The organism is Salibacterium aidingense DSM 18341, from assembly GCF_000429685.1.
GTDB lineage: Bacteria > Bacillota > Bacilli > Bacillales > Marinococcaceae > Salibacterium > Salibacterium aidingense.
This window is the reverse complement of record NZ_AUCI01000002.1, coordinates 291,327-304,087: the sequence shown is the minus strand read 5'-3', so window position 1 is coordinate 304,087 and position 12,761 is coordinate 291,327. Positions and strand designations below refer to the sequence as shown.

At 44.5% G+C, this 12,761-nt stretch carries 14 protein-coding genes and 1 other annotated feature (1 of these 15 only partly in view); of the genes, 3 read left to right on the top strand and 11 right to left on the bottom strand.

The window, feature by feature from the left end; all coding sequences use genetic code 11:
- Positions 1-147: 147 nt before the first annotated feature.
- Both bshC and G475_RS0103795 read right to left on the bottom strand, forming a co-directional pair.
- On the bottom strand, positions 148-1,770 hold the full coding sequence (gene bshC, locus G475_RS0103800) for a bacillithiol biosynthesis cysteine-adding enzyme BshC (RefSeq protein WP_026700134.1): 1,623 nt from the start codon (positions 1,768-1,770) through the stop codon (positions 148-150).
- A 65-nt stretch (positions 1,771-1,835) separates the two neighbouring features.
- Positions 1,836-2,228, bottom strand: a complete 393-nt coding sequence (locus G475_RS0103795) for a DUF3397 domain-containing protein (RefSeq protein WP_026700133.1) — start codon at positions 2,226-2,228, stop codon at positions 1,836-1,838.
- A 188-nt stretch (positions 2,229-2,416) separates the two neighbouring features.
- Between G475_RS0103795 and G475_RS0103790 the strand changes: the two genes are divergently transcribed.
- Entirely contained in the window at positions 2,417-2,923 is a 507-nt protein-coding gene (locus tag G475_RS0103790; protein ID WP_026700132.1) for an N-acetyltransferase, read from the top strand.
- A 66-nt stretch (positions 2,924-2,989) separates the two neighbouring features.
- Here the strand turns inward: G475_RS0103790 and G475_RS24185 are convergent, their stop codons facing one another.
- The 3 genes from G475_RS24185 to G475_RS0103775 form a co-directional block, all read right to left on the bottom strand.
- A complete protein-coding gene (locus G475_RS24185) occupies positions 2,990-3,610 on the bottom strand; it encodes a hypothetical protein (RefSeq protein WP_051302137.1) in 621 nt (206 codons plus the stop codon).
- 214 nt (positions 3,611-3,824) lie between these two features.
- The gene (rpmF, locus tag G475_RS0103780; protein WP_026700131.1) at positions 3,825-4,001 is read right to left on the bottom strand and encodes a 50S ribosomal protein L32; all 177 of its coding nucleotides are present in this window, start codon (positions 3,999-4,001) and stop codon (positions 3,825-3,827) included.
- Between the two features lie 80 nt (positions 4,002-4,081).
- The gene (locus tag G475_RS0103775; RefSeq protein WP_026700130.1) at positions 4,082-4,615 is read right to left on the bottom strand and encodes a YceD family protein; all 534 of its coding nucleotides are present in this window, start codon (positions 4,613-4,615) and stop codon (positions 4,082-4,084) included.
- A gap of 181 nt (positions 4,616-4,796) precedes the next feature.
- Between G475_RS0103775 and G475_RS0103770 the strand changes: the two genes are divergently transcribed.
- Positions 4,797-6,026, top strand: coding sequence for a nucleotidyltransferase (locus tag G475_RS0103770; RefSeq protein WP_026700129.1), 1,230 nt, complete (start codon positions 4,797-4,799; stop codon positions 6,024-6,026).
- 6 nt (positions 6,027-6,032) lie between these two features.
- On the opposite strand, the gene G475_RS0103765 is transcribed toward G475_RS0103770, so the two are convergent.
- Positions 6,033-7,082, bottom strand: a complete 1,050-nt coding sequence (locus G475_RS0103765) for a SepM family pheromone-processing serine protease (RefSeq protein WP_051302135.1) — start codon at positions 7,080-7,082, stop codon at positions 6,033-6,035.
- 197 nt (positions 7,083-7,279) lie between these two features.
- Here G475_RS0103765 and ylbJ point away from each other — a divergent pair, with 197 nt between their 5' ends.
- The gene (gene ylbJ, locus G475_RS0103760; RefSeq protein ID WP_051302134.1) at positions 7,280-8,488 is read left to right on the top strand and encodes a sporulation integral membrane protein YlbJ; all 1,209 of its coding nucleotides are present in this window, start codon (positions 7,280-7,282) and stop codon (positions 8,486-8,488) included.
- A 179-nt stretch (positions 8,489-8,667) separates the two neighbouring features.
- Here the strand turns inward: ylbJ and coaD are convergent, their stop codons facing one another.
- The 5 genes from coaD to G475_RS0103730 form a co-directional block, all read right to left on the bottom strand.
- Entirely contained in the window at positions 8,668-9,165 is a 498-nt protein-coding gene (coaD, locus tag G475_RS0103750) for a pantetheine-phosphate adenylyltransferase (protein WP_026700126.1), read from the bottom strand.
- A 15-nt stretch (positions 9,166-9,180) separates the two neighbouring features.
- Positions 9,181-9,732: a 16S rRNA (guanine(966)-N(2))-methyltransferase RsmD gene (gene rsmD, locus G475_RS0103745; RefSeq protein WP_026700125.1), complete on the bottom strand. Its 552-nt coding sequence runs from the start codon at positions 9,730-9,732 to the stop codon at positions 9,181-9,183.
- Positions 9,733-10,030: 298 nt separating this feature from the next.
- Positions 10,031-11,224 (bottom strand): MFS transporter, encoded by a 1,194-nt coding sequence (locus G475_RS0103740; protein WP_026700124.1) that lies wholly within the window; start codon positions 11,222-11,224, stop codon positions 10,031-10,033.
- 261 nt (positions 11,225-11,485) lie between these two features.
- On the bottom strand, positions 11,486-11,761 hold the full coding sequence (locus G475_RS0103735; protein ID WP_026700123.1) for a YlbG family protein: 276 nt from the start codon (positions 11,759-11,761) through the stop codon (positions 11,486-11,488).
- Between the two features lie 80 nt (positions 11,762-11,841).
- Positions 11,842-12,627, bottom strand: a complete 786-nt coding sequence (locus G475_RS0103730) for an SDR family NAD(P)-dependent oxidoreductase (RefSeq protein ID WP_026700122.1) — start codon at positions 12,625-12,627, stop codon at positions 11,842-11,844.
- Between the two features lie 111 nt (positions 12,628-12,738).
- Positions 12,739-12,761, top strand: a binding site (T-box leader) (it continues 209 nt past the right edge of the window).

Here is a 12,761-nt window from a genome sequence, read left to right as displayed (position 1 = left end):
ATCCTCCTCCACTTTCTATCTATAACTTACCACATTCCCCCACTTTATACCACGTTTTATTTTAATTTTTTACCGACAAAAAAAGTTTCCTTCGATTTGAAGGAAACTTGCAATATCAGTCATTAGTTGCACTTATATTCTTACATTTTACATTTTTATCACATACTGTTTTCCACATCCGGGGGGAAGGTTAGCCATAAGGTTCGAGATAAAACTACCTCCATACTCATTAAGGAAAAATAATATATTATATATTCGTTCCTGAGGCTGATGATATGGCCGAAGAAGCTGCTCCAGCTTTTTTATCTTCTGAATGCGACATTCTTCCCGATTTTCCTGGTATCTATCCATCTTGTTGGCAAATGTTGAAACATTGTCTTTTATGATTTTCCAGTTAGTTTCACCAAAACTTTTCTCTGAAGGAGCAATTTTCTCCCACTCCTCCTGCATCCGGGCGTGATAAGGTTCCAGCTGCTGCAGCAGTTCCTCCGCCAGCATCTTCCCGTCTACCTGCTTCGCGGTGTTCCGCAACTCTTCCATATACTTTTCCGCCCCGTATTTCAGTACTTCCCTCAGGGAAAGAGATTCTTTATGGGCAATCGTTTGGGCTGTCCGGGGGATAATGACAGCTTCCATTCTTGGAAGTACAGGGGGAAGATGCAGGTCAAATTGATGAAACAGCGGCTGCAGAAGCGACCAGTAATTAATTTCTCCAGGTCCTCCTGCATAAGCAAGAACAGGAAGGATGGTTTCTTGAATAAGCGGCCTGGTTAATGCGGTCGAGCTAAAGCGCTCCGGGTGAGCCATAGCTTCTTTCTCCAGAAATCCTTTATCAAACCGGTGCTCCCCTTGCTTATCTGTGAATTCACCATTCTGCCCTTCGTATAACATCACCCTTTTTTGATAAGGATGATAGAATAACTGAGCGCTCTCTTCGTTAAATCCTTCCGGCGTACCATATACGGAGTTATCTCTACGGTCCATTCCCGCTTTCACAGCTTTCCTGCACCAGTGATTTTGACTGATGATCTGGTGAAATGTATCGGTTTGCAGTGGACGCAGAGCCTGATCACCGGCATCAAGCATGATGAGCCCGGTATCCCGAAATAACCAGCGCATCCATTCGGCAAAAAAATCCGTAATGGAACCTGATCGTTCGACCAGGTGATGGAAGCTGTCATACAAAGATTTGGTATGAGATGATTCCCGCAGACAGCCTACTGCTTTTTTCCACCAATCCTCCAAAGCGGTTTTTTGTACAGGCTGATCAGACATCGGCCGGCCGGGTTCAAAAAACCCTTTGTATGTGATTTTCTGGGGGGCTTTGTGCCCTGGCAGATAAATATGATTGATTTCTTCCCAGTCATGGTCTTCCCCAGCTATCCAGAATATTGGAATAACCGGTTTATTTAGCAGCTTTTCTTTTTCCTTCGCTTCTTTCACCACTGTTATTGCTTTTGTCACTGTATACAAAGGACCTGACAGCAGGCCGGCCTGCTGTCCTGTTACAACAGCTGCAGTTTCTGGATCCCTTAACTTTTTCAGTTCCTGAACCGCATTGTCACCGTATGCCAGTTTTTGGTTATATGTATGTAGAATTTGATACAATGTTTCCCTTGGATATGTCCGATCCATAATATCAGTATAACGCCGCTTCATTTCCTCCGGCGAGCCTCCATAATCAAAAAAAGAGCGGGCCTGTGTTTTGTTTTCTATATAATCCTGAACAAATGTATGTCTCTGTGAAAAATCTTCGTCCCATACTTCCATTTCGCTCCAACCCTTTCTACTGCTGTTTCCGAGTTTCTATCTGGTTATCAGATTATCATGAACCATTATCCAATAAAAGCAGAAAGCAGGGAAAGCCCCCAGCCGTACCCGGCCAGAATAATATATCCTGCGAGGAAGAGAAAGAATGTAAAACGCCATATCCCCTTGATTAACCGCATAAATTCTACGTCCTGTCCCGAGCGGTAATGGATAATGGTAAAAAATACTGCTGTTGTAAGAATGATAAGAAGTAGAAGCCAAAAATAGGATTCTCCCCATATTTCCATTACCAGTAAATGCACCGCTGTGATAAACAAAATGGTTGTTGTATCAGCCGCCGTACGTATCGCTTTCCCCTTATTTTTCGTAACTTTTGCCACCATAATATAAACCAGATACCAGGCTAGCAGAGGAAGTGTAAGCAGGGCGGCGCCAATAAGGATGAGTAGATTGCTCAACCAGCATTCCCCACCTTTCATAAAATTGTTTGTCATTCGTAGCATAAAGGAGTTCAAACGTGGAAGCAATGGCTGATTATGTTAGAATATTAGAAGTATTACGCCTATTCTATAACAGAAGATCATCCACCAAAAACACAAATGGATATAGTACAATGGTATTAACAGGATAGGTGAGGAGGATGAACATGTCAAAATATGAAGTGAAGCGCTTACGTGTAAATTATAAGACGTTAGAAGAATTTCAGAATTTTAAAGAAGTCGGTGTGCAGGAATTATCCATGAAGGAAGAACTCGAGGAGAACATCATCGAAAACGACAGCGAATCTCCTTTTTATGGTATTTATTACGGAGACCGCCTAGTGGCGCGCATGTGCCTGTATAAGATAGACAGTAAGTTTGACTTTTATTTCGACCCTCCGCAGGACTATTTAGAACTGTGGAAGCTTGAAGTCCTCGAACCTTACAGAAACCGCGGTTTTGGCGAAACGTTAGTAAATTATGCAAAGTCATTTAATCTTCCTGTAAAAACAAATGCAAGACAACGGTCAGATTACTTCTGGGAGAAAATGGGCTTTGAAAATGTGACATACCATCCCGAAAGAGACCGTGGGGAAAATCCATATGTTTGGTACCCGGCCGGCGTCCAGGAACAAGAACAGCAGCCTTCCGAAACGGATATGACAATGGAATAGCGAAAGAATGGGCAGGCTCTTCATAACAAACGCTCAGATGACTGGATCATCTGAGCGTTTCGTTTATTAACTGCTTTCTTCCATTTCTTCTTCTGCCAGATAAGGGAGAGCTCCTTCAGACAGCGCTCTCGCTTTTTCCATTACATCCAGTAGGGCTTTATAATCTTCCCGCAGTCTTTTAAAATCCTTTTTCACCTGATGTAACTCTTCTTCCAGCTTTTTGTTTTCATGCTGCAGTTCTTTCTTTTTATTCTCCAGGGTATTGTTGACTTCAGCCTCTTTTTCCTCCATATACTGAGAAAGCTTGGTTAAAAAGGAAATCGTGTCCTGCAGCTGGTTTTTCATCTCTGCTGTGTGAGGACTGAAGTTTTCTTCCTCATTCGAAAGTCCGGGATCTTTGATGTTTGAAAGTGGTATGTCCGGCTGCTGCTCTTCCTCCCGGGCCAGCAGCCCTTTATCTGTACTCTTGTGCTTATGCGTTCGTGCCATTTCAATCGCACTTTCATATTTTTTTCTAATACAAGCATTCCACCTGAAACCGCAGGCTGCTGCGGTCCGCGATAATTTTTCCCCGGCCTCCTGAAAAGCGGATAGTTGAGTACTGCCTTCTCTAACATGGCGCAGCACAATTTCAGCAAGAGTGATATCTTCATCTGCAGACCACGCATCCTGTCGAGATAATGCCATATGAAATCCCTCCGTTCTTTTTCTTTATTTCTATGAATGATAACTAGAAGATAGAATCGCTCTATCAAATGATTATGTCCTTTTATTAAAAATTTTATTCTTTTAAAAGAAAAAAGAATCGAAGCAATATCTCAAGAAAGCACCCTGTCTTCCATCACAAAAAAGCTGTTCAGGAAAAGAATCTCTCTTCCTGAACAGCTTTCAAGTTCACCTATTAACTTTTTTCCACCACAGTTTCTCCTTTATAAGAACCGCAATTCCTGCAGACACGGTGGGATAGTTTCATTTCCCCGCAATCCGGGCATTTAACCATACCTTTTACAGTAAGTTTATGATGTGTGCGACGTTTGTTTTTACGGGTTTTAGACGTACGTCTAGGTTGTACTGCCATGTGTCACACCTCCTTTTAGAGTAAATACATTTTCAATGGAGAAAAGGAGAAATACGCGCCGGCATATCTCCTATCCTTGCTTATTTGTCAAAATACTTGGCCAAGTCAGCCATTCTCGGATCGACCTTCTCCTCTTCCTCCTGGTTCTTCCCTGCTGCTTCTTCTGTCGTAATGACTTCCCAGTCCTTCCCATGCTGCGGGGCTGGTGAATCATGATCACTTACATTATCTGCAAAAACCTGTATAGGAAGTTCCACTAAGATATTCTCTTCAATATAAGGGAGAAGATCCACATATCCATTTTCCGGTTCATGTAAATGAATATCTTCTTCATCCACAGGAGTACCGTCCAGTCGGAAGCTTTCTGTCATAGGAATATCAAAAGGATAATTTACGTCCGCTAATGTGCGGGAACAAGGTAAGACCATCGATCCTTTCAGACGGACATGGAAAGTGACTGTATCACCTGTGAAATCGCCTCTGCCGGACACCTGAACCGGACTGATGTCCCGAATTTCACGGTCCCGTTCTATCAATTCCCTGACATCAACGGAAGCGTCCATTTCCAGCCCTTCTTCTTTTTTCGCTAGAAGTTGTTGAATACTCCATCTCATTGGGTATCACCTCTGGGCAACAAGAGTAATTATATCCACCATGCCTTTATTTGTCAATATTTTTTCTTTACATTATACTGGAGGAACAAGAGAATTTCTATATCTTAACATGTCTTTTTCATCGAGAAAAGATTCTTTTTTTGATAATACTTTTTCAGGACGAGAAGGAGAGAATAGCTTTATGAAAGCTGTCGGTCTGATTGTTGAATATAACCCCTTTCACAACGGGCATTTATATCATTTAAACGCTTCCAGAGAGGCAGCAGATGCCGAGGTGGTTATTTGTGTAATGAGCGGATATTTTTTGCAGCGCGGAGAGCCTGCGCTTTTGCCAAGGCGGGAGCGAACAAAGATGGCCCTTCGCTCGGGAGCCGATTTAGTAGTGGAACTTCCTTATATATTTTCCAGCCAGCATGCGGACTGGTTTGCCAGGGGTGCTGTATCTGTTCTTGAACAGCTCGGCACGGACACCATCTGTTTCGGGAGCGAACAGGGAGATATTAAACCCTTTTTAAAATTGCTGGAATTTCTGCAAACCCGGCGGGAAGAATACAGCTCTTACATAAAGTCTTTTAGTAAACAGGGATTCAGTTACCCGAAAGCTGCTTCCATGGCTTTTCAGCAGCTCGCTCCGGACCGGGAATTACCCGATCTTACGAAGCCTAATAATATACTTGGTTTTCATTACATACAGGCTATCCACGATCTGCAGAGCTCTATCCAGCCGGAAACGGTTCGACGGATGCAGGCCGGCTATCATGACGAAACACTGTCTTCGTCCGCGATATCCAGTGCTACAAGCATCCGCCGCCGGCTGATTGAAGAGAAGCAGCCTGTGCATACGGTGCAGGAGGCTGTTCCGGAAGCCTCCTTTCAGGTGATGGAATCTTTTATAAACGATGGCTCTTTTTTTTATGACTGGGAAAAATACTATCCCTATTTACAGGCCAAAGCGCTTACCCTTTCCCCCTCTCTGCTGTCTGAATTGTACGAGGCAGAAGAAGGCATTCACCATCGCTTTCAATCTTTCATCAAAACAGAAAACTCTTTCCATGCTTTCATGAGTGCATTGAAAACAAAACGCTATACGTGGACCAGGCTCCAGCGTTTTGCCGTGCAGGTGTTGACCGGAACGTTTAAAAAAGAAGCCGGAGCGGCCCTTGCTTCCAATGGAGCGGATCACATCCGTATACTCGGAATGAACCCGCAGGGACAGGCGTATTTAAACCGTGTAAAAAAACAGTGTGCGCTTCCTTTGTTTTCTAAACTTCCCAAGCACAAAACACTCCAGCAGCAGCTCGATGAAAAAGCAGCTATGGCCTATTATCTCCCGCTTCCCCCTGCCTCAAGAAAAAAAAGATGGCGGCAGGAATATGAGCAGCCGCCTATTATTTTGAAGGAGCGGACGTAGAAGTGTCTAGGACGTTTCCTGCCGGTTTTCTAAATATGTGATCGCTTCTTCAATATGTGTCACCGGTACGATTTCCATTTCTGCATCGATTTCTTCTGCTGTCTCCACTGCTGTATCATAATTCGAAGGAGCGGCGCTGTCGCTGTCCGGGGCGAAGAAAATATCAACATTGGAATGTTCGGCAGCTATTATCTTTTGACCGATACCTCCAATGCGCCCTACGTTTCCTTCGTCGTCCATTGTCCCGGTTCCGGCAACATCCAGTCCTCTGGTCAAATCCTGCTCCGTTAACTGATTGTATATTTCCAATGAAAACATAAGGCCTGCCGAAGGTCCTCCAATCGCCCCCGATTCAATCTGTACCTCAGGGGTGAACTGAACGTCACGTTCTGTATAGGGATACAGAAGACCTAGGCCGGCTCTTCCCGAACTGTCCAGATCCTTCGGGAAGGGATCTATTGTGACGGTTTCCTTTCTTTGTTTTTCATTTCGTTTAACCGTTAGTTCCACCTCAGTCCCTGCTCCCATATCCTCCAGCCGTGCATTCATTTCTTCCAGCGTCTTCACCGACTCTCCGTTTAATTCTGTAATTAAGTCATTTTCCTGCAGGTGATCCTCTGCGTCCATTCCTTCAATCAGCTGGGAGACTTTCACCCCATGATAGGTGACTTCGTATTCTTGTCCCGCCTCTTTATATGCTGCAATTTTTGCTGCTTCCTGGGAGCTGTCCATTAACATTTCCTGCCGGTGAAAATATTCTTCATCTGTCTCTCCTTCACGCAGGAAGTCTTCTGTGGGCGTGACGTCCCGGTAGGAGGAAAATTGGGACCAGATATACAAGGGAATATTGGCCCGTCTTTGCCGAATGGTCGTTAAATAAAATTCTCCGTGTTCTTTGTATCCACCTTCCACCGTTATCATTCCATCAAGAGAAGCAGCCTCTCCAGGCTGAGAATAGTAATACGGAAGCGGGATTTGATTAAGAGCAAGAATCAACACCAACCCGATGAGAATGATCCAGCTGCGTTTCATGCCGCCACGTTTCGTGTTTTTCATAATGCCTCTCCTTCCACTCATTTGTATGTCTTTTTTCTATCTATTTTTATGGTCTAAATCTAAGCGATGGATACATATCCATGTAGGAGGAAAGGCCAGTCCGCATTTCTCCTGTCAACATTATTTTATTTTAACATGAGCGGCCGGCCCATTGCTTTTTATATTTCCTGTGGATTTTGCTGAGGAGGCGCACGATAGTGAAACAAAAAGAAATAATTATGTTAAGCTGCGCTCTTTGCGCAAGTTTTTTTGCCGCTTGTCTGATTATATACCCAAAAGAGATTCTTGATGCATCGAAAAATGGTTTGCAAATGTGGAGTCAAACGGTATTTCCTTCTCTTTTCCCTTTTTTCGTGACAGCAGAACTTCTGATCGCTTTTGGGGTTGTACGTTTTATGGGTGTCCTGCTGGATCCTGTGATGAGACCGGTCTTCAAAGTGCCCGGCAGCGGTGGATTTGTATGGGCAATGGGGTTTATAGCAGGGTTTCCTTCTGGAGCTAAATTCACCGTTAAACTAAGAAAACAAAATAAATTAAGCAGAGAAGAGGCCGAACGACTAGTAAGTTTCACCAATTCTTCGAATCCCCTTTTTATATGCGGCGCTGTCGCAGTTGGTTTTTTTCACGATGCAGCGCTCGGTTTACTGCTTGCTTTTTCCCACTATTCGGCGAATACACTGGTTGGAATCGCTATGCGTTTTTATTCCGCCCCCGGCTCTCATCCCTCCGTTTCTTCGTCTTCTTCCTTATCGTTTTCAGCAGCGGTGGAAGCCTTGCTTGACGAACAAAAAAAGGACAAACGCCCCTTTGGAAAAAAACTGGGGGACGCAGTGGTATCGTCTATTCATACACTGTTAATGATAGGCGGATTTATCTGTTTATTTTCTGTATTGTACCGCGTTTTACATGTAACAGACATCATTAATTTTCTCGCCTGGTTTCCCGGGATGTTTCTTTCTATTCTATCTTTTGGACAGGAACTGGCCTTGCCATGGCTGTCCGGTTTTTTTGAAATCACCGTTGGCAGCAAGCTGGTTAGTGATCTTTCTTCGGTCTCCATGTTTGAAAAAGCACTTATCACTTCTTTCATCCTCGGGTTCAGCGGCCTCTCCGTCCATGCCCAGGTTGCCAGCCTGCTGGCGGAAACAGACATTCGTTATGCTCCTTTTTTTATGGCAAGATGGCTGCATGGCATCCTTGCCGTTCTCATCACCTATGCCGCCTGGGAACCATTGTATCTGCTCCGCCAGGAAACACCAGTTGGGACAGGAACAGCCTACGACTCTGGAGCGGAAGCCATTTGGTACACCGCGGAACACTTGTTCTCTAACCTGGGAGGAATCATGACAATCGCCTGTTTAGGCATTTATTTGCTATGTTTACATACCTCATCCAGAAAATCATAAAGAAAGGAAGGGGGACAAAACTATTTCAAAACAAAAATTTCCGAACGAATCATAGTCGTTCGGAAATTTTATGCGTCTTTCTATCGCGGCGTCAAAATACTTCGCTTTCACCCCAAGGCACAAGGGCGGCATCTCCTCCAACTTCCATTCTTTTGTCCCAGCCCTCGGTAAACAATATGCTACCTATCAGATGGAGACGATCCGTATTTTTCATATAAATACTTGGGGACAGGAGGCGGAACCAGGTCTCCCACATCCGCTTCGTATTTCGCCACTTCTTTTACTATACTGGAACTTAAATAGGAATATTGATTATTCGTCATCATAAAAAAGGTCTCTAATTCTGGATCAAGCTTTCGGTTGATGGAAGCAGCCTGCATCTCGTATTCAAAATCGGTCACAGCCCGAAGCCCCCGTACGATCGTTTTAGCCTGCTTGTGACGGACATAGTCGACCAGCAGGCCGTTAAAAGAATCGATTTCAATATTTGGAATATATTCAATCGATTCTTTTAGCATCTGTACTCTCTCGTCCACCGTGAATAAAGGCTCTTTGTTCCGGTTATGTAATACAGCGACAATTACTTTATTAAACACTTTTGAACTTCTTTCAATGATGTCGACATGCCCATTTGTTACAGGGTCAAAACTTCCAGGGTAAACCGCTACACTAGCCACGGCCTGCTCCCTCCTTCATTCTTTAATATAAAGCGAAACATTGGTGTCCCCATAGTTTTCCATCGTCAGCCTGTTTAATTCACCGATTTGTTCCGGGAGCCTAATGGAAGCGTGATGCTCGCAGACAATCGTTCCAGTCTGTGGTACCAGTCCTTTGTCAGAAATGCTTTCCAATAATGAGGGGAGTACGTTAACAGCATAGGGAGGGTCCAGGAAAATAAACGTAAATTTCTTATTGCGCTTATCCAGTGCGTTCAGAGCGCGTCCGGCCTCGTTACAGTAAACTTCCGTGTCTTCTTGAATTCCCACGCTTTTCAGGTTTTGTTTTATCACTTTCACTGCCTGGGGATTTTTATCTACAAAAACAGCATGTTCCGCTCCCCGGCTGAGCGCTTCAATACCAAGATTGCCTGTCCCGGCATACAAATCAAGCACAGCCCCGCCCTCAAAATAGGGCCCTATACGGTGGAACAAGGCCTCTTTTACTTTATCAGCGGTAGGCCTGGTTTTCATCCCTTGTACCGGTTTTAACGGCCTGCTTTTATATTTTCCAGAAATCACGCGCATGCTTGTTATATCCTTTCCTCTATATGGTTTTTATCCTACCACAAAATACGGCACAGGCAAATAATTCTCGCGATAAGGGGAGTTTTTTCGCAGATCATGTATAAAACGCAGAAAGGCCGTACATACTGACAAACAGCAGCATGAATCCATGTTGCTGACAACCGCGGAGAAGGCTTACGTTTCCCCATAAGTTCTTCCTCCGGTTTCTCCTCTCCCATGGCCCGTAAAATGCGGGCAGGGCTGTTCCTTTAACCCTGAGGAACAGCCTTTTTTTGTTCTGTGGTGAATCTAAGTAGCGTTACTGCGTATTTTTTAATTGCGGCACCACTCTTTTTTTCATAATAATTACCCCCGTAAACAGTAACAGTGCCGAAAGGAGAAACAAACTCCTGATTCCCGTTATTCCAGCAATCAGGCCTCCTGCCATAGGGCCAAGCATGTTGCCGAGAAATAAAAAGCTGTTGGAAAAACCATAGGTTCTGCTTTCCATTCCCTCCGGTGCCAGCCTGCGTATTAAAGTGTTGGCCGCCGGCAATAGACCGCCAAGACACAGCCCGGTAAAGAACCTCATGATAATCAACTGCCACAGGCCGGTTACAAAAGCCTGGGGGATAGAAAACACAGCCGCTCCAATTAACGCCCCGAACAGCACGTACTGAGGGCCTTTAGAATCACTTAATTTTCCCAGTTTAGGAGAAGCCAGCATGTTTGCAAATCCCATCGAGGATACAGCCAGCCCGGCAAAAAAAGCACTGTTCATTCCGCCGCTTAAGTCTTCGACAAACAGAGAAACGAGTGGATTAATCCCTACCAGGCCAAATTGTATAACGAAAATAATAGCGTAAATATACGGAATCGGCTGTATGGATGCGATCGTTTTGAAATCCTGCCGGGTACTTGTTTTTTCTTCATTTTCCGGGGGTGTGAACTCCTCCTTCACAAAAAATAGGACAGTGAGCGCTGCAACGGCAATGGCCACTCCGGTAATGTTAAATATCATACGGAATCCAATAATTTCTGCCATCACTCCGCCAAAAAGCGGACCGCAAATACTGCCTGCTACAGCGCCGGCCTGTAATATACCAAGCGCCCGTCCTACATATTCTTTAGGGGTATTCGTTGAAATGAGTGCGATAGAGGCCGGATTAAAACCCGAAATCGTCCCGTTCAATAGCCGAAAAAAGAAAAGGCTCCACGGACCGGTGGCAAAGCCCATCAAAATCATGACTAAAGCCATTCCAAACCCGGAACGAAGCACCATTAATCGTCTGCCGCGCCGGTCTGCCAGCCGCCCCCAGAATGGAGAAACAAGAAAGGCACTAAAAAAATTAATACCAAAAATAAGTCCTGCCCATGTGCTTACTTTTGCAGGATCGGTCACTCCAAGTTCCTGCAGATAAAGCGGCAGGAATGGAACAATCATGGTCATCGCAGCCATTACGATAAAAATAGAAGCTGTAAGTATATATAAATTTTTCTTCCAGTCCATCATGAAAGAATCCCTTCTTTCTACACTGTCATTCTATTACAATTCGGGTTTCGAAACAATTCCACCACCTGTATACGAGCCGTGCCCCGGCAAAGAAGACATTGCGACAACGACCAAAGGAAGTTGGAGGAGATGTCGCCCTTGTGCCCTGTGGGTGAAAGCGGAGAATGTTGACGCTTTGATAATCAGAGGATACACAAAAATTCCCGAACGATTTAGAAATCGTTCGGGAACTTAATCTTTTAATGATTTGTCTCAGCCTTTTTAAATACCAACATTGTAGTCATAGGCATTTTCTTTTGGCGTGCTTGGTTTGCTGAATTCTGTGCGGATTTCCGGTTTCCTGGAACGCTCCGTTTTTTCCACAAATGATAAATTTTCTATTTTTTGGATGACTTCGTCCACATCCGAAAGATTGCAATATAAAACAGCATATTTCATGCTTTTTGACACATAATATACGACTCCGTATTTGCGCAGATGGCGTACTTGTTTTGTGGAACGGAGCCAGACTGCGATCCCTGTGCGGTCTACATGCATACGTCTGTCTCCTTTATATTAAGCGTTTTTTTCAGTCTAGCATGAGACTCGCGAAACGGCAACAGAAAGAATTTCCCGCTTTATTTTTTATAAAATTGTTTTCCTGCGGCCCGTTCCACTACTCCCGGCGCCAGCGAATATATCCAGGAAACAGCAGCCATCCACCACGGCAGATTTAGTTCCCTTCGCGGATGATCGATTAGTTTTATGATTTTATAGGACAACGCTGATGGATCCAGGAAAAACTTTTCCACGGTTTTTTCATATCCCCCCTCGGGGTCAGCCTTACGGATAAAAGGCGTTCGCACGGGGCCTGTGTTAACTGTCGTTACCCTTATAGAATAATCGGCAGCCTCAAGGCGAAGGGCATTGCTGAACCCTATTACCGCATGTTTGCTCGCTCCATATATCGAAGCTTTCGGTGTTGCCATACGCCCCGCCTGGGAACCGATATTTATGATGAGTCCCTCTCTGCGCATTTTCATCCCGGGAAGGACAGCGCGCACCATGTAAAAGAGACCCAGTACATTTACTTTCAGCATTTGTTCTGCTTCTTCTGCAGATAGTTTATCTACGGGGGCAAACACGCCGACTCCTGCATTATTGATGAGGACATCCATTTGATCAAACCGCTGCTCTATATCGTTAACCGCATTCTCACATTCTTCCGGATCTGTAACATCCACTGGATAGATAGCACACTTTTGTCCTTGTGCTTGTAATTCGCTTCGAAGTTCCTGTAAAGCTGGCAAAGATCTTGCCATAAGAATGGGATAATGACCCTGTTCAGCCGCCCTTCGAGCTAATTCTTTTCCGATACCACTGGAAGCCCCTGTGATCACGATGTGTTTAGACCGCTCCCTCATAAGCCTCCCCCTTTCGTTCACGGTTATGGGCTGTTATGATTTTATCAGGTAAAGGACTTGACAAACCATTTCTATGTTTCAGATAATAATATATACAAAACGTGACGACAATGTACAGCTGTGAAAGGGAATAG